The sequence below is a fragment of the Rhizobium sp. N324 genome, from assembly GCF_001664485.1.
In the GTDB taxonomy this organism is placed as follows: Bacteria; Pseudomonadota; Alphaproteobacteria; order Rhizobiales; family Rhizobiaceae; genus Rhizobium.
Genome location: NZ_CP013630.1, coordinates 3,485,537 through 3,510,279, shown reverse-complemented (window position 1 = coordinate 3,510,279; position 24,743 = coordinate 3,485,537). Strand labels below are relative to the sequence as shown.

The following is a 24,743-nucleotide window of genomic DNA, read 5'->3' as shown; positions in this document are numbered from 1 at the left end:
GGTCGACCGCCGATGCGAGGCATGAGCGATGCGGAACGGAGTACCGTTGTCGCCAAACCTTCTGATGGTCGCGGTGTAGGAGGCGAGCAATGACGAGCAATAATCTCCTTCCCGCCACGGTGCTGAAAGCGCAAAGGGGGATGGATACATAACAGCTTTCTCACAGGCAGATGGTAACTGTCTTTCTGGCGGCACGCGTCGCTTTTGCACCGCAATTTCTCGACTATGAACATATGCTGGCTAGAAATATCTTTGTCGAATAGCCATTACTCCATTTATAGAAACTCAAACGTCCATCCTGGTGTAACCTCTTTGCGATCGTGTGGACTTCGGAGTTGAGAGCTTGAAGAAATCGGCAGGAAGTGAAGTAACTGTTGCTGTTGTAATTCCGGCCTACAACGCGGAAGGAACTCTGGCTGAAACAATCAGCAGCGTTCGCAATCAAACACATCGCGCGCTCGATATCATCGTGGTGGACGATGGTTCCAAGGACGATACCCTGGCTATTGCGCAAGAAATCGTTAAAATTGATCCACGCGTGCGAGTATTGAAGCAAAAAAATTCAGGCGTCGCAGCTGCTCGAAATGCGGGTTGGCGCTCTACCCCTGCCGACCTAGTGGCATTCCTCGATGCTGATGACCTTTGGTCACCTGATAAAATTGAGCGACAATTGATGGCATTGGAGACAGGCGGCCCACAAGTTGGGCTGGTCTACACTTGGTATGCGATGATCGACCACAAGAATTACGTTATTTACCGGAGCAATGAGATTTCGGTCGAGGGAGATGTGCTGGACGAAGTACTTGCCGAAAATTTCATTGGAAATGGAAGCTCGCCACTCGTCCGGCGGAATGTCCTCGACGCGACGGGAGGATTTGACTCCTCACTCCAACAGCGCGAGGCGCAGGGATGTGAAGATTATCTCTTCTACTGCCTGGCCGCTGAACTCTCGCATTTTGTCGTGGTGCCGGATCATCTTGTCGGCTATCGCCAAACCCCCGACAACATGTCAGCCAATCTGACGCGAATGCTTCGGTCCTGGATCCTGGTCGCGGAGGAAATGCTAAAGAGACGCCCGGAAAAGGGTCTTGCAATCCGGGCCGGCCTACGCCGCTGTGGCCGGTGGCTCGCCCAGAGGGCAGTTGAACAAGGCCAATACCGCGCCCTCATCGGACTGGTGGCTACCATGTCGCGACATGACAAGCCAATTGCCGCCCAGATGCTTGTGGTCGACGCGAGATCAAAGGCAATGAGGAGCCTCAAAAAAAAGGCCCGATCATGGCTGAAGCAGGAACCTGATTTCTCTCCAAATCCCAATCATCGCTTCGCCCTAGGAACAAAGTACGATGCGGGTTGGACGGTGGAACCCCCCATTCTTGTCTCAGCCAAATAGCAGATTTGCGAACTCTGACTGGGTGATCCCGCGAAAAACCTCCTGTCTTTTCAATGCGAGCTTATCGGCATCCGCCCGCACCGTGCCGCCGACGCAGCTTAACCCGATCCGGTAACCACATTGTTCGGCTATGTCCCGGATGGCCGGGTCGAAGTCGCCGTAAGGATATGCGACCGCCAGCACTTCTCGGCCCAGGCATTTTTCAAGCATAGCTTTGGAGCCAGCAAGCTCTCGCAATAGGCTCTCCGGTGCAAGGGCAGATAAACGCACGTGCCGGACACCGTGGGCGCCCAGCGTCACGTCGCTGTCCGCGACTGCCGCAAGTTCCTCCCAAGTTAGCAGTGGAGCTGGCGATCCATAGGCCGAATCCCATATTGCAGAGCCGCCGACCCTGCCGGTTGGCACGAAGAGTGAGGATGGGAAGCCGTATCGATGTAGCAGTGGGAGGGCATGCGTCATGAAATCGCGTGTAGCGTCGTCGAAGGTCAGGACCAACGTCTTTTCGGGCGGTTTGGCACCTTCATCGAAACAAGCGAGCAGCCGGTCCAAAGTCATCCCGCGCCATCCGGAGTCGCGCAGGAAAGCCAGTTGGGTTTCGAAAGCCTCCGGGGACTGGCGGTATCGAGCAAGCTGTTCAGCACCATCGTCCGAAACCTGATGATACATCAAGATCGGGACATCGTTCCAGTCGGCGGCCGCTTCCACAACTTGCCCCCCTCTCCAGCGTACCTGGCTGGCGACCTGAAGAGGCAAAGGCTGCGCCGTGTTGACTTCCACGCGTGTCGGCTCAAGGCCGCCCCCGTGCTCCACCTTCTCGAACCTTTGGATTCTATAGAGCGGACTTTTGGCTTCGACCGAGAGAGTTAAATCCGGGTGCTGGTCAAACATCTCGCCTATACCGACCGCGCCGAATTCATGCGGCCACCCGAATCCTGTTTCATGCGGCCTATCAATCAGGAGGTTGGCGTGGGCCGTCACGAACCAACCACCAGGGCGAAGACTGCCCGCAATCTTATCGACTATCTGCCGGAGTTTTGCTCTGTTTTCGAAATAGTACAGAACTTCGCTGCAGACGATGAGATCGTAAGGCCCTTCCAGCTCGTCGCGCAAAAGATCCAACTGCCGATAGGCTACCGCGGAATCATGGTCCTGAAGCGAAGCCGCCCGAGCGACTGCCGACGCCGAAATGTCGGTCGCCAGCAGGTTGTCGACGCGGGAGGCCAACATCCGTGTAAAGGTTCCTTCCGCGCAGGCCAGCTCAAGGCCGTTTGAAAAGCGCCGATCGTCCAACAACGAGAGTGTTTGAAGATATTTCACAGTCTCATAGTTGTTTCGGTAGTCCCAAGGATCGACCTGGGAAAACAGCTCCTCCCAATACGCCTCCGTATCGTATCTCGGCACCTCATCGCCCGCCGGGCCGGTTTTTTTCGACGGCGTCTCCTTGGACATCTGCGCCGAGGCTGCAGCTGCCCGCTGACTTTCCTCTTCAACGATTCGATCGAATTCGGCGCGCCCGGCATGCGCCATGCCCGATATCGAGTCGACAGGTGTTGGTGTCGGCTCTTTCTTGCTCCACCAACCCGTTACGTTTTTAACTCCGGTCCGATATGATATTTTCGTCATGAGCTTCAGTACTCGTTGAGCTACCCCCCGGCTGGGCTCTGCCATGCTGGCCGCCGCGGCGTGCTCGTCATCCTGAACAGGAAGATTGACGAAGCCGTCCTCTGCCACCGGCGTTGGGTCCGTCAGATCGTCGAACTCCAGGCCGAACATCATCCTAAGTCGATGTCGTATGGCATCGGCTTCGATTGCTCCGAAGACAACAAACTCCAGTTGCCCCAGCAGCGTCGAACCTCGCCAGATGCAACAGCGCAACCGCTCAATGCCGGGCAAGATAAGGTCGACGACAGGTCGATCCAAATCAATTGGCTGTATCCTTGTTGTTCCGATCGTGGCGGGCACGTTGGTCGGCAGCTGGTCAGTGACCTTTCGCTCCAGTGCACGAACCAACAGGGAGCCAAAAGCTTCTTGGGGACCATGCCGATTAAGCCAAGCCTCTAGGTCCGGAAGCTTGTCCTGGATCTTCGACCAAAGTCCGGGCCAAATCGGCTCGTCGGGGAAGGCGCCGACCACAATCCCGTCAATCATGATCGCGCAGAGCGTGTAGGCGTCGGCGTCAGGTGGGATAGGCTCTGCGACCCGCTCAAGCAATTCGCCAGGATTGTCGCCCTGACCTATTGAGGCGCCGACAAGCCAGATCGCGAGATACCAGCACGCCATTCCCAACGCAGCTTTTGTTATTCCCTGGGCGAGCGCCGGCACCGGATCGGCGATGCGCGGATCGGAATGGTGGCCGCGCCGGATCACCTTGAGGCCAAAATCGAGATGCTTAAGCCTGTTTGACGACAGCGAACCGGGCTCCACGCTAACGTCAGCCATCAGGCCTTCAACCGGCGCAAATTCGGCGCCAGCTCGAGCGAGGCGCTGCCACAGGTCCCAGTCCTCGCACATTGCCATCTCTGGATCAAAGCCGCCGATTTCTGCAAGCCGGGACCGGCGAAGCAGGGCGGCGTGGATCGCGAAGGGGCAATAGCGCGCTGTTTCGGCAAACGGATTGTCCATTTTTACTGCGGGGTGAGACTGCCACCAGGGGGCACCATTTTTCAGACGGCGCCAACCGCAATGCAGAATGTCGGCTTGCGGCAAAGTTCGTGTGTGAGCCAGCATGGTTTCGAGATGGAAGGGTGCCAGCGCGTCGTCAGCGTCGAGAAAGACAACCCATTCGCCTTTCGCCTGTGCCAGTCCCGCATTGCGAGCAGCCGAAACGCCGCTCTGCTCCTGCCGCAGCACACGGAAGCGGGTATCCCCAGCCGCGAAACGGTCCGCAATTTCAGCGGTCCGATCGGTTGAACCATCATCAATGATGAAGCATTCCCAGTCGGCATGACTTTGCGCTATCAGGCTCTCCAAAGTTGAAGAAATCGTTGTTTCCGCTTCATGCGCCGGTGTAATGATGGAAACCATCGGCATAATTGTTGCTTCCTACGATAACGATCCCGCTAGTGTAGCGTGTCAGTTCGCGAGTATGATGATCTTTACTACTTTGAGACAAGGTGTATTTAACCGTTGGCAAAAGTGAGCCGAAATGCCTGAACATCTCAAGGATGATGCGCTTGATCGCGCCAAGCGACGGGACCGATACCGGCGCCGTGATCAGTGGAAGCCCTTGATCCACATCTGTCTGCAATGGAACGATTTGCTGTTGGAGCTTCTGGCACGCGATCTGAAGATGAGATATCAACGGTCCGCGATTGGACTCGGCTGGTCCTTGATGCGGCCATTGAGCCAGCTGCTGGTTTTTTCGCTGCTCTTTCGTCACGTCCTGCCCCTGGATATTCCCCATTACACCACTTTCGTCTTTTCCGGCGTCTTGGCCTGGGGTTGGCTCAGCACTGCCGTACCCGCAGCGACGACTTCGATAACCGGCAGCAGCGAACTGGTGCGCCGGCCCGGCTTTCCGATCGGGATACTTCCTGTTGTCGCAGTCATTACACAGGCCGTGCACCTTCTGCTCGCTCTGCCACTCCTCTTCATCATCTCGTTTGTCGAGACCGGGGCCCCGACTTTGAGCGTCGTCGCACTTCCACTCGTCTTCCTTGCGCAGGCGCTGTTCATGATGGGGCTGTCCTATCTTGTTGCGATTGCGCATGTCCACTTCCGGGATACTCAACATTTGGTAGGCGTCGTTTTGATGCTGGGTTTCTACCTGACCCCCGTGTTCTACAGCCCACTTAAGGCGAGTGAGCCGATGGCGTTAATTCACACCTGGAACCCGATGGCCTGGATTCTCGAGGGCTACCGCGCCATTTTCGTCGAACACGCGTGGCCTCCCGTTGATATCTATTGGAAAACTGCGCTGATTTCTTTGCCGATGCTCTTTGCCGGCATTTGGCTGGTCGAGCGTGGCAGCGCCCGCCTGGTGGACGAACTATGAGACAAGGCGCCATCACCGTCCACGACGTCGGCAAGCGCTACCGTGCGCAAGGGGGGGCACGCTCCACCACCTTGAAGGGTTATCTTTTATCCGGACGGTCCGTGGTCCAGTCGCAAAGCTTTTGGGGCCTGCGCCACATCAGCTTTGCGGTTGCGCCAGGGCAAGCTGTCGGCGTGGTCGGGCTAAACGGGGCCGGGAAGTCCACTTTGCTGCGTCTGATCGGCGGCGTTGGTCGCCCCGACGAAGGGCAGATCAAGGTGATGGGTCGCATTGGCGCCTTGCTCGACATCGGGGCGGGCCTGACCGACGATTTGACGGGGCGCGAGAACATCTTCCTGCTGGGGGTCATCGCGGGAATGCGGCGGACCGAGGTCGCCGAGCGGTTCGACGAGATTGTCGCCTTCGCCGAGCTGGAGGCGGCCGTTGAGAACCCGGTTCGCAGCTATAGCACCGGAATGCGCATGCGCCTGGCGTTCGCCGTGGCGGTCCATGTGCGCCCGGATATCTTGCTTATCGATGAGGCCCTCGCCGTCGGCGACCAAGCCTTCCAGCAGAAGTGCATTGCAAGAGTGAAGGAGATACTGAACGGCGGCGCCACTATCTTCTTCGTGTCGCACGACGTCTCGCAGGTAAGGGAAATCTGCGATCACGTGCTGTTCCTGAGAGGCGGACGCGTCGTGGGCTACGGACCCATCGACGAAATGCTCCCGCTTTATACCTCGGCTGTCGAGGCGAAGGTCGCCAGCGTCCAGCACGAACCGTTCGCCGTGACGAAACTGCCCGTCGAACTTGTGCCGCAGGTCAGCCGGTTCGGCAATGGCGAACTCCAGATCACAGCCGTCATGTTGCTGAACGAGCAAAGCACGCCGACAAGCACCATCGTTGCGGGCGACCGGCTGTCGATTTCACTGACCTATGTTGGCGCCACCCGAGATCGCAACGCGGTTATCGTCATCGGCATCTACGCGGCGGACGATACGTGCTGCTTCGAGACCGACAGCAAGTTGGCCGAATTCGCCCCCGTCGTAGACACGGACACGGTGCGCATCGAAACAACACTCAATCGTGTCGACCTGGCGCCGGGCGACTATCGCGTTACGGTAGGCCTTTTTTCGGCCGACTGGCAGCAGGTTTATGATTATCATGCCGAAGTCTATCCTCTCGCCGTGACCGGCCCCGGCCCAAGAAAGGGTATGCTTAACCCTCCGACACAGTGGCAGCAGGTGCAGTCGCGCCCCACCGCGACCTCGCCGGACCACGGCGCATCGGGTCAGCACAGCTTGGATCGGAACTCCTGATGCGCCTTGCGGTTCGAGATATCGACATTCTTGACCTTCCGCCAGATTTTGAACCGACCGATGACTATCACGGTGCCCTTGTGCTGATCCGGGTCGCCGGTCGTCCGTGCGGCCAGGCTGTGATCGCCTTCGACACCGATGGCGGTAAGACGCCGATTAAGGACCGGATTCTGTCTGCGGCCAGTTCGTCGGTGTTCGAGGCTTGGCTGAGGCATCGGCTGGCCCTCCCTGACCCGTCGCCGTCCCCAAGTCAACTGCCGAAAGCTTCCGTGGTGATCTGCACGCGCGATCGTACCGAAGATCTGGAGCGCTGCCTCACCGGGCTTTTGGCCATGCCCGATAAGGCCGATATTCTGGTCGTCGACAATGCCCCATCGAACGAGGCCACGCGAGATTTGGTCGGGCGCTTCGACACTGTGAGATATCTGCGCGAACCGCGTCCCGGTCTTGACGTCGCGCGCAATACTGCCCTTCGCAACGCAGAAACAGATATCGTTGCCTTCATCGACGACGACGCGGTTCCCGACCCGCTCTGGCTTAGAACCTTGCTGCGCAATTTCGAGGACCCCCTGGTGCTGGCGGTAACCGGCCTGACCATGGCGGCAGAATTGGAAACGGACTCGCAGATCGCCTTTCAGCATTTTGGCGGTTTTTGCCGCGGTTTCAGGCGCCAGGTCTATGATGCCCATAACCTGGACCCCTTCACCGGGTGGCATGCGGGTGCCGGTGTCAACATGGCATTGCGCCGAACGATCGTTGACGCGGTCGGGTGGTTCGACGAGGCTCTCGACGCTGGAACGCTCAGTCTGGCCGGTGGCGACACAGACATGTTCCGGCGTGTGCTCGAAGCGGGATATCGGATCATCTACGATCCCGAGGCTCTGAACTGGCACCGCCATCGCCGCTCAAGCGAGGAACTGCAGCAGCAGATGTATGGCTACGAGGTTGCATCGTTCGCCATCTTGACGAAGGCCCTCCTGTTCGAGCGAAACCCGCGGGCGCTCCCGCGCATGGTTCGTTCCTACACCAGGCTTATTCGGCGATTGTTTCAACCTCGACCGACACACCAATTCAGCCTGCCTTACAACGACGCCTTAACGCAGGTCAGAGGTGCCGTCAGCGGCCCGGTTCGTTATCTCAGAGCGCGGGCGCGGGCAGGGGAGGCAGGGCATAAGCGTGGTTGACATCAGCGTTATCATACCAACGCATAATCGTGCTGCCATGCTGAGATCGCTTTTAAGCAAGCTCGACGCTCAGCGAGATGGAACCCCACCGTTCGAAGTCCTTGTCGTGGCTGACGGGTGTGAGGACGACACGTCGACAATGCTCTCGTCGCTACCTACCCGCTTTCCGCTTCGTACCCTGACGTTGCCGGGCGTCGGTCCGGCACTTGCCCGCAATGCGGGGTCGCAGGTCGCGAGCGGCCGTTTATTGATCTTCCTTGATGACGACATTGTGCCCGGGGAAAACTTCGTTCGGGCGCACGCCGCGGAACATCAGTGCCACCCTGGGGGCGTCGTGATGGGGCCCTACCCGCCACTTCCGCACATTGCAAAGGATCGCTTCCGCCTCACCGCGCGCGCATGGTGGACGAGGCACTTCGAGCGCGTGTCCCGCCCTGGACATCAGTTCGCCTTTACCGATGTGCTGACAGGAAACCTTTCGCTGGATGCAGAGCTATTTCGCGCAATGGGCGGGCTCGATCCTCAATTCGCCCGTGCACGAGAAGACTTCGAATTTGGTCTGCGTCTGATCAAAAAAGGAGTTCCAATTCGTTTTGCTCCTGACGCATTGGGCTATCATCTCGAACATCAAACGACGACACTCACCGGAAAGATGGTGCGCCGGCATCAAGAGGGACGCTCCGATGCCTTGATGGCGCGTAAACACCCCGACATACAGCGGCTGCTGGCGATCCATCGGTTCGCCGGACGAAAGGGGCGGAAGAGGCGTCTGCAAAGGACCGTCGCTACCCACGCCGGTTCTGTCCTTGCCCCCCTCGTCAGGGCTGGCCCCCGCATCCTCCAAATGTTGGAAAAGGCTGGCCTGCGCAGGCTCTATGACAAAGTAGAGCGGCAGTGCAGCGGATATCATTATCTTCGCGGCGCCGCGGAAGTGTTGGGTGAGGATTGGCGGCTTCCGACGGATCCGACGGCTTCTACTGACGAAATCGACGTGCTCGAGATCGATTTGGCCCAAGGCCTTGAGGCAGCCGAAGCCATGCTGGCGGAACGCCGGCCGCTCGCTGCTCGTATCGTGAATGGGATGGTGCACGTCGGCGACATGGGTCACCGGATCGGCGCCGAACCGTGGGACGCACGGCATTTCCGTCCGTGGCTGAGCCGCCAGGCAATCCATAGATATCTTCCGGTGGCGCTTGCCGAATGGCAGGGGCAGCCGATCGACGTCCCCCCGCCTTTGTCCGACTTCACCTTGAACACGCTCAATAACCCCAGTTTCCACGTGCATATGATCGAACAGCACCTCCAGTGGACGGAGGCGAAACTGCGTTCAAAGCTTTATGACAATACGCGTTAATCGTAGCGGCCGACACTGCTGCAGCCGGCCGCCAGGTTCAGACGCCCTGCCGGCCAAGCAGATGCGCTGTTCTCTCAAATCGCACCGTGCGCATGCGCCGCGCCATCCCAGGCACGAAACCCCAATGCTGGGATGATTATTCCGCCGCGCCGAGGTTTATTTTCGACCGGAACCAGTCGAGCGTCATGGCGACGCCCTGCTCGTAGCTGATCTTGCACGACCATTCCGGCATGACGTAGTTCGCATTGGTCAGGTCGGGCCGCCGGTTGGTGGGATCCTGCGGTGGCGACGGCTCGAAGACGATCGGCACGCCGCCGACCAGTTTGGACACATATTGGGCGACTTCGAGAACCGAAATCTCGCGATCGTTGCCAACGTTCAGCGGTCCCTTATAGTCGGTTTCGTTGATCCAGAAATAGCGGGCGAAACCATCCACGACGTCGTCGACATAGCCCCAGCTGCGCGATTGCTTGCCGTCGCCGAACACGGTGATCGGCCGCCCCGCCAGCGCCTGGGTGATGAAGTTGGAGACGGCGCGGCCGTCGTCGGGCCGGGTGCGCGGACCGTAAATGTTGAAGGGACGCACGACCTTGAGGTCGAGCCCCTGGGTGCGCTGCGTTTCGAACAGCAGCGATTCCGTGCAGCGCTTGCTCTCGTCGTAGGACGAGCGCGGTCCAGTGCAATCCACCTGGCCCTTGTAGGATTCCGGCTGCGGCGACACCAGAGGGTCGCCATAAACTTCGGAGGTCGAGGTAAAGCCGAAACGCCCGCCCTTCTTCAAAAGCTCCAGCAGCCGGAATGCCCCGAGAAGATTGGCGGAAATCGTCCGCTTCGGTTCCTTCATATACCATGGCGGCGATGCCGGGGACGCCAGATGGTAGATTTCATCAAACTTGTCCGACGTCTGCAGCGTCTCGACGTCCGATTTCACGAAGTGGAAACGAGGATCCCTGATATGGGCGATATTGTCGAAAAGTCCGGTCCAAAGGTTGTCAACAACGACCAGTTTTTGGACGTCGGTTCTAAGTAAAAGACGGTCGCACAAATGCGACCCGATAAATCCAGCCCCACCAGAAATCAATACGCTTTTCATTGCATTGCGCCTTGTGACGTTGAGAAGGTGGTGTTTATTAGCATCACCTTTAAGGCGTGGCAATTCATTAGAAGTGTTCTAGAAAATACTCGCCTATTAATCTTAATTATTGATCTGTTTTACTTATGGTGGTGCCGCTGGATTCGGCGTCGGAGCAGCCGCGCTCGAGCCCGCCCGCCGTTCGCCACGGTTTTGTATCACGCGCGCGCCGGCGAACGCATCGGGCTAAGGTCTGACTCGATTTTCGCAAGCGCGATGCACCGGCTCAGTCGGCCGAAAGCGCCGTCAAGATTTGATAGGCCGCGGCGACGCGATCCTCGTTGGGATAATTCTTATTGGCGAGGATGACGATGCCCAGCCGCTCTCTGGGGATGAAGGCGACATAGGCGCCGAAGCCGTTGGTCGAGCCGGTCTTGTTGATCCACACATCGTCGCGCGGCTGCATCGGCGGTTGCAGTTGCGAAACCGGCATGGTCTTCAGCATCGCCGGCGAATTGCCCTCCAGCACGTCGTTCAACGCGGCGGGATAGGCATATTGCTCCCAGATGAGATCCTGGGTCATCGCCCCTGCTTTGAAATAGCCGATATGGGTGTCGGTGATAGCCTGCTGCAGTTTTTCATCGAGCTTGACCAGGCCCATATTGGCGCCGACGAAGCGGATCATATCGCCTGCGGTGGATTTGACGCCATAGGCTTCGGCCGAAAGCATGGCCGGCGTCATGCGGGCCGGCTCGCCGCTGCGCTTATACCCTTGGGCATAGTCGGCCTGGCGCGCTTTCGGCACATCGATATAGGTGTTCTTCAATCCGAGAGCGGCAAACAACCTGCCCTCGATCAGATCCGCAAAATCCCCATGCATGGCTTTCGCGACGATATAGCCGAGCATGCCGATGCTGGGATTGGCGTAACTTCTGTGCGTCCCCGCCGCAGAGGAGGGCTGCCAGGCTTCGAAATAGCCGAGCAGCTGTTTTTCGGTCTTGACCTCGTCGGGAAGCTGCAATGGAAATCCGCCTGCCGTGTGGGTGGCGAGATGCATCAGGGCGACATCGCCGAACGGCTTTCCCGCCATCCCCGGCAGATATTGGCCGACCTTGTCCGCCAGCGCGAGCTGTCCGCTCGTTTGCGCATAGGATGCCAGCGTCACGGTGAAGGTCTTGCTGATCGATCCGAGTTCGAACAGCGTGGTCGGCGCCACCGGCTTGCCGGTGTCCTTCGACACGACACCATAGTTGAAGATGTGGTCCCGGCCATCGGCGGTGATGGCGACGGCCATGCCGGGAATGGCGTATTTCTCCATGATCGGCTGGATGGCGGCATCGGTGATCGCCTTCAACCGGGTCTCGTCGGCGGCAAAACCGCTTGTGGCAGCGCAGGCCGAGAGCAAAACGGCCGATAAAATTTTTATCCCAACGCTGTTCATAACCGTCATCCTCCAAATCAACAGGGCAGCCAAACCGGCGCGAAGCGCATGGGAAGAAGGTTTACCGGCGCTGTTTTGCAATCACAAATGATGATATCTCGCAGCAGCCACAAGAAAATCTAATGCCTGTCATCGGGACGTGTGCGGCGGTTCCGGAAGAACGACATGCCTCAAAACAAGGGGTTCAGATGGTTCGGCAATTCCTCCCCTTGAACGGCCTGCGCGCCTTCGAAGCCTCGGCCCGGCATCTGAGCTTCACCCGTGCGGCGATCGAGCTCTGCGTCACCCAGGCGGCGGTCAGCCAGCAGGTCAAAGGCCTGGAGACGCGATTGGGCGTAGCGCTGTTCCAGCGTCTTCCCCGCGGCTTGAAGATCACTGCCGAAGGTGAAGCGCTGCTGCCGACGGTGACGGCTTCCTTCGACCAGATGGCGACGACGCTGGACAGGATCGAAGCCGGTCAGGTGCGCGAATTGCTGTTCCTCGGCGTGGTCGGAACATTCGCGGTCGGCTGGCTGTTGCCGCGGCTTGCGGATTTCCAGCGCCGGCATCCCTTTATCGATCTTCGCATGTCCACCAACAACAACCGCGTCGATCCGGCCGCCGAAGGGCTGGATTTCGCCATCCGCTTCGGCAGCGGCTCGTGGCACGGCACCGAGGCGCAGCGCCTGTTCGAAGCACCGCTTTCACCACTCTGCATCCCCAAACTGGCGGAGCATCTGCAGTCGCCTGAAGATCTTGCCGGGGCCACGCTGCTGCGCAGCTACCGGACGGATGAATGGAGCACCTGGTTTCAGGCCGCCGGCGTTTCCCCCACAGCGCAGGTCAATGCCGGCATCGTCTTCGATTCCTCCGTCGGCATGATGGAGGCCGCCCTCCAGGGGCTCGGCGTCGCGCTGGCGCCGCCGTCGATGTTCACACGGCATCTCGCCTCGGGCGCGATCGTGCAGCCCTTCGCCACCGCCATTTCGCTCGGCAGCTACTGGCTGACGCGCGTGCAATCGCGGCCGGTGACCGCGGCGATGCAGGCATTTTCGGATTGGATTGGTGCTCAGTTAATCCCGGCACGATAATCGGAGCGCCCACTTGCGTGGGCGCTCCGAGCCGCATCATTTTTCGAATACCAAGGTCACTTCTGAATGCAGGTATCCACCGTATCCTTGGTGCATTCATCCAGCCCGGTGAACACCGGATCCTCGACCGCCTTCCCGGCAATCAGGTCCATCATCACGGTTGGCGCCTTATAGCCCATTTCGAACGGCCGCTGGCCGACCAGCGCGGTGACGAGGCCTTCCTTGGCGATCGCCACTTCGTCGCCGATCGTGTCGGCGGCGCCGATGACGAATTCGTTCTTGGCGATCTTGTCGGCCATCGGTTTGAACAGGTCGCGATAGGGCTGCGGGGCGCCGAACAGCGGCCAGCCGCCCATGATGCCGAAGGCATCGAGGTCGGTATTGGCGGCGAGGATATCGGTCATCGCCTGCACGCCCTTGGCGCCGTCGTCATTGGTGAACACCGGGCAACCGGCAACCTCCGTCCAGCCGCCTTCGCCTTTCAGCGCCGCCAGCCCCTTCTGGCCGCTCAGCGTATCGCGCATGCCCTGGGCGCGGCGCAGGATGTTGTCGGCGCCAGGATTGCCTTCGATGGTGCAGATCTTGCCGCCCTTCGGCTTGGCCTTCTTGATATATTCGCCGATCTTGGCGCCCATCAGATAGTTGTCGGTGCCGAGATAGGTCTTGCGCAAGGCAGCATCATCCGCCGCAAGATCGGCATCGAGCGTCATCACTGGAACGCTCGGATTGGCGGTCTTCAGCGTCTGGGCGATCAGCTTGGCGTTCGACGGCGAGATGGCGATGGCGGCGGTATCGGCTTTCCCCAGCATGTCCTGGACGATCTGCGCCTCGCCGGCCTCATCGGAGGTCGATGCCGGGCCGGTGTAGAAGCATTCATATTCGGCGGATGCGTTTTCCTTGTTCCACTTCTGGCAACCCTGGTTGATCGCCTCGAAGAACGGGTTGTCGAGGCCTTTGACGACGATGACCAGCTGCTTCTTGGCGGCGAGCGCCTGTCCGGCCGTCAGTGCCAGGACTGCAGCTGTAAGCAATAATGCCTTCCTCATAGCTTCCTCCCATTGAAAAAGACGGGCGCTTCTGCACCCGCCGCGTGATCAACCTGGATACCAGACGACCCGAGGCTCCTCCCTCGAACGCTGGTAGTCCCAAGCCGAATTGATCAGCTTTTCCAGATCGTAGACCGGCTTCCAGTCCAAGAGATATCTGGCCTTGCTGTTGTCCATCCAGTTCGAGTGAAACTGGCTTGCGATGTCGACCGAGCCGAGCCCGCGCGTGCGGGCGAGATAGGCGGCGACCTCGCCATAATCGACAGGCCGATCCATCGAGATGTTGAAAAGCTCGCCCTTGGCGCGCGGATTGTCGATTGCCGCCAGGATCGCCGAAACGAGGTCGTCGACATGCACGAAATTGCGCTTCAGCGGCCGGCCGTCGGCATCGCGCAGCAGCGGCACCGTGCCATCCCCGACGTAACGCTCGGCATCATCAGCCGGCACCAGCGTCTTCCAGTCCGGCCCGCCGAAGACATCGTCGCCGAAGGACAGCGTGAATTTGAAATCGTCCTTCTCCATGATCCAGGGCGCCCTGAGGCAGCAGGTGTTGATGCCGTACTGAATGGCGAACTGCTCGAGCATCACCTCTTCCAGCACCTTGGAGAGCGCATAGCAGCCGGGATAGGCGCGATGCGGCGTCTTTTCGGTCACCGGCCCGTCATGGCGATAGAAGAAATGGCCGATGCCGGCATCGCCGCCGATCAGGATGAACTGCTTGGCCGTGGGGCTGGCGCGAAACGCCTCGAGCAGCCAGAACAGGCCCTTGACGGTGATATCCATCACATCTTCAGGGATTTCCTTGCAGGTGGCGAGGTGCACGACATGGGTGACGCCTTCCATCGCCGCGGCCACGACATCGCTGTCGGCGATCGAGCCCTTGACGACACCGAGGCGGTCGGTTTCCTCGAGCACACGATTGTGGCAAAGCGCGCGAATGCGTGCTTTGGAAAATCGCGGCTCGTCAAGCAGCCCAGTAATGAAGCGCCGCCCGACCTTGCCCGTAGCCCCGGTGACAAGGATCAGCATACTTCTCTCCCCAGCAACAGCTAATATGCGCGCGTTTCCGGCGTCAATCTGTATTTGTCGTACAAAATAGATTTTTGGGGTGAGGGGCCGATTTAGCGGACATTTGATTGACGATTCCTGGCGCTTTTGCATTAATGAACCTAATCGCTTTTCCGGGAGGAGATCGGCCGAGCGAGATTGCAGGCGTCTGACTGGCGGCCGGGTATCGGCAGCCGGCGGAGAAGGCAGGCCTGCAGGTTCCGGGGAGGGTAGTCGGCTGGTCGCGGTTCTCGAACTCACCAATATCTCGAAACATTTCGGCGCCATCCAGGCGGTCAACGACGTGTCGTTTACGCTCGAAGCCGGCCAGGTCGTCGGCCTGATGGGCGATAACGGCGCCGGCAAAAGCACGCTGGTCAAGATGATCGCCGGCAACTTCCGCCCCAGCGAAGGCACGATGCGGCTCGAGGGCAAGGAGATCATCATGCACCGGCCGGTCGAGGCGCGCCAGCACGGCATCGAGATCGTCCATCAGGATCTGGCGCTGTGCAACAATCTGACGGCGGCCGCCAATGTCTTCCTCGGCCGCGAGCTCAGGCGCGGCATCGGCCCCCTGAAGGTTCTCGATTACAAGACAATGTACCGGCGCGCCGGCGAGATCTTCAAGGAGCTGAAATCGGAAACCCGCCCGCGCGACCTCGTCAAGCAGATGTCGGGCGGCCAGCGGCAGGCGGTGGCGATCGGGCGCACCATGCTGTCGGAGGCCAAGATCGTACTGATGGACGAGCCGACGGCGGCCATCTCGGTCCGCCAGGTGGCCGAAGTCCTCAACCTGATCCGCGAACTGCGCGACCGCGGCATCGCGGTCGTGCTGATCAGCCATCGCATGCCCGATGTTTTCACCGTCGCCGACCGGGTGATCGTCATGCGCCGCGGCCGGAAGGTCGCCGACAAGGCGATTGCCGCGAGTTCACCTGAGGAAGTGACGGGTCTGATCACAGGCGCCATCGAACAGGTGTGAGCGCCGCCGCTTAGGGGAGAAATCCCTGCCGTAAGAAATGCCCTTAGGGAAAAATGCCCTATCTGGAGTGAGAGGTCGAAATGGCAGTAACACTGGACCAGACGATTGCCCAGAAGCAGCGCAGCCGGCTTGCGGAGTTTGTCGGCGGCCAGACCTTCTGGGTGCTGATCGCCGTGCTTCTCGCCTGCCTCTTCCTGTCCTTCGCCACCGATTCCTTTGCGACGGCGAAGAACCTCTACAACATCACCCGCAACGTCACCTTCGTCGCCATCATCGCGCTCGGCATGACGCTCGTCATCATCACCGGCGGCATCGACCTGTCTGTGGGATCGGTGCTCTGCCTCTGCAGCATGGTGCTGGCGGTCACCATGAATGCCGGCTACTCCATCGAGGTCGGCATCACGGCCGCGATCGTCACGGCGCTGGTGATCGGCGCCTTCAACGGCGTGCTGATCGCCTATCTCAATTTTCCGCCCTTCGTGGTGACGCTCGGCATGCTGTCGATTGCGCGCAGCCTGGCGATGGTCGCCTCGAACAACACCGTCGTCTTCCAGTTCGGCCCCGACCACGACAAGCTGCTGGCGCTCGGCGGCGGCGCCTGGTTTTTCGGCATCGCCAACCCGGTGCTCTACATGGTCATCCTGGCGCTGCTCACCGGCTTCGTGCTGCGCTGGACGCGCTTCGGCCGCTATGTCTTCGCGATCGGCGGCAATGAACATGCGGCGACGCTGACCGGCGTTCCGGTGCGCAGCATCAAGGTCGCCGTCTACATGATCTCGGCGCTGTCGGCCGGCATTGCCGGCATCGTCCAGACCGGCTGGCTCGGCGCCGTCACCACCAATATCGGCGCCGGCATGGAACTCCAGGTCATCGCCGCCGCCGTCATCGGCGGCGCCAACCTCGCCGGCGGTGTCGGCACCGCTTTCGGCGCCCTGGTCGGCGCGGCGCTGATCGAGGTGATCCGCAACAGCCTCGGCCTGCTCGGCATCAATGCCTTCTGGCAGGGCACGTTTATCGGCGGGGCGATCGTGCTGGCGGTGCTGTTCGATCGGATCCGCAATTTGCGGCAGAGCGAGTAGCTATCCGGTCGCAGCGTTCGTTGAACAAACTCCGGCCATGCCCTCAGGGGCGCTGATCCTCATAGCCATCCAACTCGGGGCATCCCCTGATGTTGGCGAAGCCGATCTCGCGCCGGTCGCCCGATTGATCCAGACCTCTGAGCACGATGACATTGTCATCCTGCTGTATGATCTCGCTACGATAGATGCCAGCCCGCAGCGCCCGGTTTTTTGCCTGGCTGATGTTGCATTGCCCGGGCGGGGGAGTGACGTGCCAGTATCTCGTGCCTTGGCCATCCGACTGCCATCCGCCGGAGGCGGCGAATCCCGGCTCGCCGGACAGCAGTATGGCACACGACAATATCAAGCCGCCTGGAACCAGTTTCATGTGACCTCCGTCAGCCGTCGACGTTTCAGGGCTCGTCGCCACTCTGCTTGCCCCGGTTGTAATGGATAACCAGACCCTTGGCGTCATGACAGTAGATCACGCGCGCTAACACGGTGCTAACGCGGCTCCGGCATCCGGCCCAAGGCCGCGAAACCCAGGTTTCAAGATAACGCTGCCAGCGGCTTTCATCCTCGGTATGCTCGCGGATCGCGCGTTCCGCTTTATCGGCATAGGAACGCAATACGCTTTCGGCGAAATCGGCAAGGGATGTGCCTTGCCTCTTGGCGAGCACGCCGCGCTATGGACGGCAATCGAGACAAAGTTTGATAATCCCCGCCAGAGCCAAAACCGTGAAGAGCAACATGAAAGAGGTTGCCACCACGGAAAAAGGCATGGCGATCAGGAACTTCGATTTCGGCGTCGCCAACAGGCGATCATCGCCCCCACCACCGGACCAGGATATTTTAGGGCCGAAATCCTGGCTGAAATCATAGCCGTTTTTGCGGTAGAAGATGATCGACCGGATGCACCAATACCAGCTGTAGGCGCAAAAGCCGCCTGCCGCGCAAAACATGACACACAGTTCAACCCACTCGTCAGTAACCATCCCATTCTCCCCAACATCGGAAGGCTAGCAGCGGCGCCGCCGGTGCATCAAGCCGATATTGAAGATCAACCGCAGATAGCTATGTTGCGTCACATAGTCACAACAATCTTGGACCCATCGAATGTTGCGCAACGTCATTTCGGTCTTCTCGATGCTTGGCCTATTCGTTCTGGTCATTCCCAGCGAACGTGCTCTGGCCACCGACAACGTCCAGTTGATCGCGCCCGGCGATCCGGCCATGGCCAAAGCCCATGAGAAATCCATAAGGGAGTTGGACGGCTTCCTCGACAAACTGCGAAATCCACCGCCGGGAACCGAAAATTACAGCATCAAGCTCGGTTTCACGGACAAGGCGAAGGGCGTGGCGCTGACCACCGACCAGATGGCGCCGAATGTGGAATTCATGTGGGTCTACCAGATCAAGGCATCGGGTGACCATTTCACCGCTCTTCTCAGCGATACGCCTGAGTACATCCACAACATCAAGCCCGATGATCGCGTCGAGTTCGAGAAGTCGGATATCTTCGACTGGATGTATACCGAGAAAGGGAAAGTGAAGGGAAACTACACCGCTTGCCCGCTGCTGCTGGCCGGCCCGAAAGAACAGTTGGACCAATATCGCGAAATCTACGGCATCGTCTGCGACTGACCGCAAGGTCGCTCGCATGCTTCCATGATGACCGCGGTCAGCCCTCTGGAGCCGATGTAAACCGGCTGGCATCGAACGGGCCTCTGGCGGCGACCGGGCCGCTGGCGGCGACCGGCCCCCTGGCGGCGACCGGAATGACATCCTCACCCGATGTCGCCAAATTCGCTTCACGATGAACCGCGCGGGGGGAGATACGCGGCGCGCTCAACCCCATCGGTTCGCCTGGAGAATGCAGCGCCCATTTCATCAGCGCCGCGTCGGAGGTCGATCCGAGGAAATCTGCTTCTTCCCAGGAAGCGGTCATCGGCAGGGCGGCGATCATACCAGCGTCCTGCCTGGAGGCCTCCGGTGCAGCAACGCGGGGATGGAAGCGGGCGTGAACAGGCAATGCCGACGCCGGTCTCTCCGGAAGTGCTGAAATCGGGCCGATCGACGCCGTCTCCAGTTCGTCGTCCACATCGGCGTCGTGCGCAAGGGCGACCGGCCGCATCGCCGGTATCGGAATCTGCAAAGATGAAACATCCGGAACGGCGCCTTTGTCATCCCGCTCGGCCGCGCCGGTCTGCAGCGCGAGCGCATTCAAGGCCCGGCTTTTCGGCGTCGGCAGAAGCGCCGTCACGAGGTTGCCGTCCGTGGTGCCGCGGCTCGACCTGGTCGACACCACCACCTCTTCGTCTTCACCAGCGGTGCTGGCGATCTGGATCGAGGCGGGGCCGCCGCGTTTCTTGTAATTCGCAACCGCCTGATTGTATCCCGGCAGCGGCCGGCCATCGGCCGGGAGGTGCATCGTCTGCCCATTCGGGAATATGCGCGCGAGTTCCTGCCGCGACATGCGCGGCCAGGCCCTGACATTGCCGACGTCGAGATGCACGAAGGGCGATCCGGAGGTCGGATAATATCCGACACCGCCGACCTGCATCTGCATGGCAAGCGCCCGCAGCGTTGCAAGCTTCACGCCGGGAACGTAGAAATCCATCGCCTTGCCAAGCATGTGCTGGCTCTTCTTGGCGACACCGGTGCTGCGCGAGCGGTTGCGGAGCATGTTGTTGGTGGTGGGAGAGCGATAGGCGGACACGATGTGGATGTAATCCTTGCCGCCGCTGCGCTTGTACACTTCCCAGACCAGGTCGAGCAACCGGGGATCCATCCGGGTCGGCTCGTTCCTTCGCCAGTCGCGCAGAAACCGGTTGATCTGGGCAAGGCCCTTGGCATCGAACTTTCCGTCGCGCTTGTAAGTAATCGTCGCCTTCTCGCCCGTATGGGTAAAGAACAGCTTCAGGGCACGATCCTCAGCTGAGGCAAATGATGCGGAACCGACAAGTGCCGGCAGCGCCAACAGAGCCGGCAGAATGGTCTGCGCTGCGAATCGCTCCGCACGCGACAGAAGCGTGGCAATTCCGCCTGACAAATCTTGCAGTGAATACTTCAACACGAACAAACCCGTCTCACACCGAACACGCGACGACGGGCGGGAATTCCGACTCCATCGGGCTCAGTAAAGCCAGGTTATGGTCAATAAATTGCTAACGAGGGGATGTGGAAGCTCGGTGAGTTGAGGATGCGGGCTGTTCGAGGCGCTATCGCGGCCTGTGCCGCGAGTCGGACGTCGCGCCCACCAGTTCAGATTCTTGCAGGTACAAGCCTATCGATCCAATCTGGAGATCGAAGGTCGGACGGTAACGGGCCCCTTTCCAAGAAGCTTTGGCCGATTGCCATTGGACGCGCGTCGACTGCTGCATCAGCGGGACGCAATCAGTTTCAACAGCTCCTGCTGTTTCTTATATGCATCGGGGATGTTTCCGTTGGCGAGGGAGTTGGTGCAGTCGTCCAAGGCCTTTTTATAATCCCCCAGCTCCATATAGGCATAGCACCTGTTGTTGAATGCTACGGCGACGTCATCTTTCCCAGCCGCCTTGAGATCATACAGGTAGTCGTACTTATTCAGCACGTTGAGGGCTGCGTTATTGTCGTTTTGACCGAAATAGAGCATCGACAGGTCAATTGCGGCCGATACTCGCCAGTTACTCTTCGATTCCGCGACGACGCTTAGCTCCTTGATCGCGTTGTCGTCGTCCTGTAGTTCCCGTGACCTGCCACTGCGAATTTCCTCCAGAATTGATTAGAGTCCGGCCCATCAAAGGACGGACGAATGAAGAAGCAGAGATTTACCGAAGAGCAGATAATTGCGGTGCTGAAGGAGCAGGAGGCTGGTGCGAAGGCGGCCGACCTCTGCCGTAAGCACGGGATTTCGGAAGCGACGTTTTACAACTGGAAAGCCAAATACGGTGGTATGGAAGTGTCCGAGGCCAAGCGGCTGAAGGCGCTTGAGGACGAGAACGCCAGGCTGAAAAAGCTGCTGGCCGAACAGATGCTGGATGCGGCCGCGCTCCGCGAGCTTCTTGCAAAAAAATGGTAGGGCCTGCCGCCAAGCGTGAAGCCGTCACGCATCTGAAGGCCATGATGGGTCTTTCGGAGCGGCGGGCCTGCCAGATCATATCCGCCGACCGCAAGACGGTGCGTTATCGGTCCTGCCGACCGCCGGAGGTGGCGCTGCGGGCAAAGCTGCGTGACCTTGCAAACGAGCGTCGGCGTTTCGGCTATCGGCGACTGTTCGTCCTGCTTCGACGGGAAGGAGAGCCGTCCGGCGTCAATCGCATCTACCGGCTTTATCGCGAGGAAGGGCTTTCCGTTCGCAAGCGCAAAGCCCGGCGGCGTGCTGTCGGCACGCGTGCACCGATCCTGGTCGAAGCGAAGGCCAATGCCCGCTGGTCGCTGGATTTCGTTCACGACCAGTTCGCTTGCGGAAGGAGGTTTCGCGTGCTCAACATCGTCGATGACGTGACGCGCGAATGCCTGGCGGCGATCCCGGACACCTCGATCTCCGGTCGTCGCGTCGCTCGCGAACTGACGACGCTGATCGAACGGCGCGGCAAACCGGGGATGATCGTCTCCGACAACGGCACGGAACTCACTTCGAATGCTATCCTTGCCTGGTCAAAAGATCATAAGGTCGAGTGGCACTACATCGCGCCGGGAAAGCCGATGCAGAATGGCTATGTCGAGAGTTTCAACGGGCGCATGCGCGACGAGCTGCTCAACGAAAGCCTGTTCTTCGGCCTCGACCATGCCCGAAGCGCCATTGCTGAATGGGCCGACGATTACAACCACTTCCGGCCGCACTCATCGCTCGGATACCAGACCCCGGCAAGCTATGCCGATACCATTGCCGCAACCGGCTCCAACGCTGCGCGAGATGAAAGCTTCGCGTTTCCGCCGGTTGCTCACACCGCGCCACTTGGCGTATTCAAAACCGCCGGGGCTCTAATCGCTGCCGGATGAAAGTTCGGTGGCAGGTCACCCGATAAGCGGCTCCACGCCAATATCGAGCGCTCAGTCCATTTTCCTGATCATCGACAATATCCGCGCATTCATTGACTGCAGCATCATATTTTTTCAGCCAGTAATTGTCGTAGCACACCCAAAGTTGGGCCTCGGCACTACCCCCGAGAGCAACCGCCTCGCGCGCCACATCGGCGGAGTCGGCGTAGCGCCTCTGTTTGGCGTAGACCTTCGCAAGTTGCGCCTTGATCTCAGCCGTTGCGGCGTCTTGCTCCGAGGTCGAGGGGAATTTGGTGAGTGGAAGGTCGCGCAACGCCTCCTGGTACTTCGTAAGCGCATTGTCGAGATTGCCTTGCCGAAGCCAGGTTTCTGCAACCAGGCTATCGATCATGTAGTGATTCCGGGATTTGCCGTCTTCGATAAGACGGGTATCGCTATCATATGCATTGGCTGCAGCCTCTAATGTCGGCCCGACATAGATTTCGGACCCTGCTGTGTCGATCATAGAGGAAATGAGCTTCTGTACGGCCTTCGTGGCGATATAGTCGTTCTTGTTTCCTATGGCGGCTAACGCTTCGATGAGCCTGCTCTCGCGCTCGACAGTTGCATTGGCCTTCATGAACTCACGAACACAGTCAGAAAGCCGCTGATAGTCGCTGTTCTCACTATTATCCCGGCATTGCGTCGACGCCGTGCTTAAGAGGTAGCGATAAACGTCGACATCCAAAAGCATGGTCGCCATGCCGTCGGGATCCGTAGACCGAAAATGGTCGACGAAGCGGAACATGGTGTCGATGTTCCCTCCCCATTTCGGCTGCAGGGTCGAGAGCACGAGATCATAGGGAGGAAAGAACGCTGGAAACTTGGAAACACTATCTTGAAGAGCCAGGCCCATCTCGTCCGAATAGCCGTAGCCACGGAGGATCTCCAGACGGAGCGACTGAAGAAAAGGTTCACTACCATCAAGCTGAAGCGCTCGAATGACATCCGCCTCGCCATTTCGCATCGCATCCATGAAGGCCTGCATCTCGTCTTCGCTAACAGTATTGACGTATCCATGGCCGCGCCGGAGCCAGCCCACGTCGTGGTAGAACTTTGCGCGAACCAAATGAGCGGGCATGCTGTCGGGGCTCTTCTCGACCCACGCGTTCAGTTGCCTCCCGAAGCTCGGATCAGTCGGATCAACAAGAGCATCGAGGAACTTGGTGACAGGATCTGTGTTCGGGCTCGGCAAGTGCCCCAACTTGAGTATATTTTCCGTCACTCTTTGCGCAGTTCCAAAATCCGAACTTAGGATTGCGGTTCGAACGATTTTTGCGCTTTCATATGGGCGGCCCCTCTTATTTTGTGGATCGAAGGCGAGCGAAACGCTCCGGCGCAGATTCCAGGAAGCAAAGGCGCTCTCCACTCCAACCATGGATTTGGGCTGAAATCTGATCGCAACGGTGAGGCCGATCACGAGTGCGAGCATCGCGGACAGTATGATTGAACGACGGGTCACGGTAGTCAGTCCCTGGCAAAACTGATTGCGAAGATCCCGCGCAGCTTACAAACACAATTCTAAGGAGATTTTGCAGATATTGATGCAATTTTAGGGGCTTTTTGAGCCATGAAGAAAAATGCGCGAGCCAACTCATCGAGACTCCCTGTCATCGTCATCGTCGCCCATTCCCTCCGCCATCTGCTGCCGAACAAACGCCTCGGCTTCGTCCTCGTTTCTGCCCAGATGGTCGAACTGAAGTGGCCCTCGTTGTCGTTGTCGTCACTCCAGGGATCAGGAGCGAGTATATCTTCAGATCTTCATCGTGTTGTAGCACTAGGTCTCTTCTGGCTGATGTGACTGGCGAAGATCTTCCGCCGATCGGTTGAATTCGAGAATCGAGGCAGAGCAACTTGACCGAAAGAGGGGGAGGGCGCTCCCCATGACGAGTCGAGCGACCTCGGTTTGTCTGGCAACCTAGAGCGAGGGCAGCGGCAAATCCGCCGCCGCCCCTGTTGGGGCCGTGTACTGATTTCAGCGAAGTTGGTTATAGCTTGTAGCCACCGCTGGCTTCGATCACCTGGGCGGTAACCCACCGACCTGCGTCGGAGGCCAGAAACGCGACGACGGCGGAGACATCGGAGGTTTCGCCAAAGCTGCTCAGAGCCGTATCCGCCTCGATCGCTTTCACCATCTCCGCGTTCTCACGGACGACCGCATTCATGTCCGTGCGAATCCAGCCGGGCGCGACCGCGTTCACCGTGATCCGGCGCGGTCCGAGTTCCGCTGCGAGCGCATGCGTGAAGTTGTTGATGGCGGCCTTGACCATCGAATAGATGGGGACCACCGCCATAGGGCGAGCGCCCGCGGCAGAGGACACGTTGATAATGCGACCGCCGTCGACAAGCCGCTTCAACGCCGCCTGCACGACAAAGAACGGCGCACGCGCATGGACGGCGACCATGGCATCCCAGCTTTGCGGCGTGGCGTCTGAGAGCCCGCCCCATCCGGAATTGCCAGCGTTGTTGACCAGGATATCGAGAGCGGTGCCGCCGCTTCGTTCTGCGAGTTCGCGATCAAGGTGCTCGAACAGGGACGGGATTGCTTCCGCATCGGCCAGATCTGCATGAAGTGCGAACGCGCTGCCACCGGCTTTCACGATCGTCTTGACCGCCTCCTCGGCACCTGACTTGCTGGCTTTGTACGTGAGGGCGACGGTCGCGCCTTGGCTTGCAAGACATTCGGCGATCGCCCGGCCGATGCCTCGCGATCCTCCGGTCACGAGCGCGGTCTTTCCCTTGAGTGTCTGCATGTGATGTTCCTTCGTTTTCGAAATGAGCT

The 24,743-nt window shown here is 59.4% G+C and carries 23 protein-coding genes; 11 read left to right on the top strand and 12 right to left on the bottom strand.

Going from position 1 to position 24,743, the window contains the following annotated elements; all coding sequences use genetic code 11:
- Positions 1–343: 343 nt before the first annotated feature.
- The gene (locus tag AMK05_RS16875; protein ID WP_064841418.1) at positions 344–1,393 is read left to right on the top strand and encodes a glycosyltransferase family 2 protein; all 1,050 of its coding nucleotides are present in this window, start codon (positions 344–346) and stop codon (positions 1,391–1,393) included.
- On the opposite strand, the gene AMK05_RS16870 is transcribed toward AMK05_RS16875, so the two are convergent.
- Positions 1,382–4,423, bottom strand: coding sequence for a trifunctional glycosyltransferase/class I SAM-dependent methyltransferase/polysaccharide deacetylase (locus AMK05_RS16870; protein WP_064840322.1), 3,042 nt, complete (start codon positions 4,421–4,423; stop codon positions 1,382–1,384). The two genes, AMK05_RS16875 and AMK05_RS16870, sit on opposite strands and share 12 nt — an antisense overlap.
- A gap of 115 nt (positions 4,424–4,538) precedes the next feature.
- On the opposite strand from AMK05_RS16870, the gene AMK05_RS16865 reads away from it, so the two are divergent.
- Genes AMK05_RS16865 through AMK05_RS16850 form a run of 4 tightly spaced genes read left to right on the top strand, consistent with a single transcriptional unit; the run spans position 4,539 to position 9,223 of the window.
- Positions 4,539–5,387 (top strand): ABC transporter permease, encoded by an 849-nt coding sequence (locus tag AMK05_RS16865; protein ID WP_064840320.1) that lies wholly within the window; start codon positions 4,539–4,541, stop codon positions 5,385–5,387.
- Complete coding sequence (locus AMK05_RS16860; protein WP_064840318.1) at positions 5,384–6,685, top strand: ABC transporter ATP-binding protein; 1,302 nt, start codon at positions 5,384–5,386, stop codon at positions 6,683–6,685. The genes AMK05_RS16865 and AMK05_RS16860 overlap by 4 nt, the downstream gene beginning before the upstream one ends.
- The gene (locus tag AMK05_RS16855) at positions 6,685–7,869 is read left to right on the top strand and encodes a glycosyltransferase family 2 protein (protein WP_064840317.1); all 1,185 of its coding nucleotides are present in this window, start codon (positions 6,685–6,687) and stop codon (positions 7,867–7,869) included. Before AMK05_RS16860 ends, AMK05_RS16855 begins: the two co-directional genes overlap by 1 nt.
- Positions 7,862–9,223, top strand: a complete 1,362-nt coding sequence (locus tag AMK05_RS16850) for a glycosyltransferase family 2 protein (protein WP_064840316.1) — start codon at positions 7,862–7,864, stop codon at positions 9,221–9,223. The genes AMK05_RS16855 and AMK05_RS16850 overlap by 8 nt, the downstream gene beginning before the upstream one ends.
- A gap of 136 nt (positions 9,224–9,359) precedes the next feature.
- On the opposite strand, the gene AMK05_RS16845 is transcribed toward AMK05_RS16850, so the two are convergent.
- Entirely contained in the window at positions 9,360–10,316 is a 957-nt protein-coding gene (locus AMK05_RS16845) for an NAD-dependent epimerase/dehydratase family protein (RefSeq protein WP_064840315.1), read from the bottom strand.
- Positions 10,317–10,581: 265 nt separating this feature from the next.
- On the bottom strand, positions 10,582–11,700 hold the full coding sequence (gene ampC, locus AMK05_RS16840) for a class C beta-lactamase (RefSeq protein WP_281066425.1): 1,119 nt from the start codon (positions 11,698–11,700) through the stop codon (positions 10,582–10,584).
- On the opposite strand from ampC, the gene AMK05_RS35595 reads away from it, so the two are divergent.
- Entirely contained in the window at positions 11,612–11,827 is a 216-nt protein-coding gene (locus AMK05_RS35595) for a hypothetical protein (protein ID WP_237352120.1), read from the top strand. The two genes, ampC and AMK05_RS35595, sit on opposite strands and share 89 nt — an antisense overlap.
- Before the next feature lie 97 nt (positions 11,828–11,924).
- A complete protein-coding gene (locus tag AMK05_RS16835; protein ID WP_064840313.1) occupies positions 11,925–12,806 on the top strand; it encodes a LysR family transcriptional regulator in 882 nt (293 codons plus the stop codon).
- Positions 12,807–12,862: 56 nt separating this feature from the next.
- Here the strand turns inward: AMK05_RS16835 and AMK05_RS16830 are convergent, their stop codons facing one another.
- Together AMK05_RS16830 and AMK05_RS16825 are read right to left on the bottom strand one after the other, a co-directional pair.
- A complete protein-coding gene (locus tag AMK05_RS16830) occupies positions 12,863–13,852 on the bottom strand; it encodes a substrate-binding domain-containing protein (RefSeq protein WP_064840312.1) in 990 nt (329 codons plus the stop codon).
- A 48-nt stretch (positions 13,853–13,900) separates the two neighbouring features.
- Positions 13,901–14,881, bottom strand: coding sequence for an NAD-dependent epimerase/dehydratase family protein (locus AMK05_RS16825; protein ID WP_064840311.1), 981 nt, complete (start codon positions 14,879–14,881; stop codon positions 13,901–13,903).
- 79 nt (positions 14,882–14,960) lie between these two features.
- On the opposite strand from AMK05_RS16825, the gene AMK05_RS16820 reads away from it, so the two are divergent.
- The gene (locus AMK05_RS16820; protein WP_064840310.1) at positions 14,961–15,881 is read left to right on the top strand and encodes an ATP-binding cassette domain-containing protein; all 921 of its coding nucleotides are present in this window, start codon (positions 14,961–14,963) and stop codon (positions 15,879–15,881) included.
- Positions 15,882–15,961: 80 nt separating this feature from the next.
- Complete coding sequence (locus AMK05_RS16815; RefSeq protein ID WP_049733778.1) at positions 15,962–16,960, top strand: ABC transporter permease; 999 nt, start codon at positions 15,962–15,964, stop codon at positions 16,958–16,960.
- A gap of 43 nt (positions 16,961–17,003) precedes the next feature.
- On the opposite strand, the gene AMK05_RS16810 is transcribed toward AMK05_RS16815, so the two are convergent.
- The 3 genes from AMK05_RS16810 to AMK05_RS16800 are packed head-to-tail and all read right to left on the bottom strand — an operon-like array spanning position 17,004 to position 17,934.
- Entirely contained in the window at positions 17,004–17,327 is a 324-nt protein-coding gene (locus AMK05_RS16810; RefSeq protein WP_064840309.1) for a hypothetical protein, read from the bottom strand.
- Between the two features lie 25 nt (positions 17,328–17,352).
- Positions 17,353–17,619 (bottom strand): hypothetical protein, encoded by a 267-nt coding sequence (locus AMK05_RS16805; RefSeq protein WP_064840308.1) that lies wholly within the window; start codon positions 17,617–17,619, stop codon positions 17,353–17,355.
- A gap of 6 nt (positions 17,620–17,625) precedes the next feature.
- Positions 17,626–17,934: a hypothetical protein gene (locus AMK05_RS16800; RefSeq protein WP_064840306.1), complete on the bottom strand. Its 309-nt coding sequence runs from the start codon at positions 17,932–17,934 to the stop codon at positions 17,626–17,628.
- Between the two features lie 121 nt (positions 17,935–18,055).
- Here AMK05_RS16800 and AMK05_RS16795 point away from each other — a divergent pair, with 121 nt between their 5' ends.
- Entirely contained in the window at positions 18,056–18,583 is a 528-nt protein-coding gene (locus AMK05_RS16795; protein WP_064840304.1) for a YegJ family protein, read from the top strand.
- 37 nt (positions 18,584–18,620) lie between these two features.
- On the opposite strand, the gene AMK05_RS16790 is transcribed toward AMK05_RS16795, so the two are convergent.
- Together AMK05_RS16790 and AMK05_RS16785 are read right to left on the bottom strand one after the other, a co-directional pair.
- On the bottom strand, positions 18,621–20,021 hold the full coding sequence (locus AMK05_RS16790; RefSeq protein ID WP_064840302.1) for a DUF882 domain-containing protein: 1,401 nt from the start codon (positions 20,019–20,021) through the stop codon (positions 18,621–18,623).
- Between the two features lie 300 nt (positions 20,022–20,321).
- Positions 20,322–20,573 carry a hypothetical protein gene (locus AMK05_RS16785; RefSeq protein WP_064840299.1) on the bottom strand — a complete coding sequence of 84 codons (252 nt, stop codon included), beginning with the start codon at positions 20,571–20,573 and terminating at the stop codon, positions 20,322–20,324.
- Positions 20,574–20,732: 159 nt separating this feature from the next.
- On the opposite strand from AMK05_RS16785, the gene AMK05_RS16775 reads away from it, so the two are divergent.
- Positions 20,733–21,922, top strand: a protein-coding gene (locus AMK05_RS16775) for an IS3 family transposase (RefSeq protein ID WP_094447701.1) whose coding sequence is annotated in 2 segments (ribosomal slippage) — positions 20,733–20,985 and positions 20,985–21,922 — 1,191 coding nt in all. Because the reading frame shifts where the segments join, the coding sequence is not laid out codon by codon here.
- On the opposite strand, the gene AMK05_RS16770 is transcribed toward AMK05_RS16775, so the two are convergent.
- A complete protein-coding gene (locus AMK05_RS16770; RefSeq protein ID WP_237352118.1) occupies positions 21,888–23,423 on the bottom strand; it encodes a tetratricopeptide repeat protein in 1,536 nt (511 codons plus the stop codon). The genes AMK05_RS16775 and AMK05_RS16770 overlap by 35 nt on opposite strands.
- A gap of 526 nt (positions 23,424–23,949) precedes the next feature.
- Positions 23,950–24,714 carry an SDR family NAD(P)-dependent oxidoreductase gene (locus AMK05_RS16765; protein ID WP_064840297.1) on the bottom strand — a complete coding sequence of 255 codons (765 nt, stop codon included), beginning with the start codon at positions 24,712–24,714 and terminating at the stop codon, positions 23,950–23,952.
- Between the last annotated feature and the right edge of the window lie 29 nt (positions 24,715–24,743).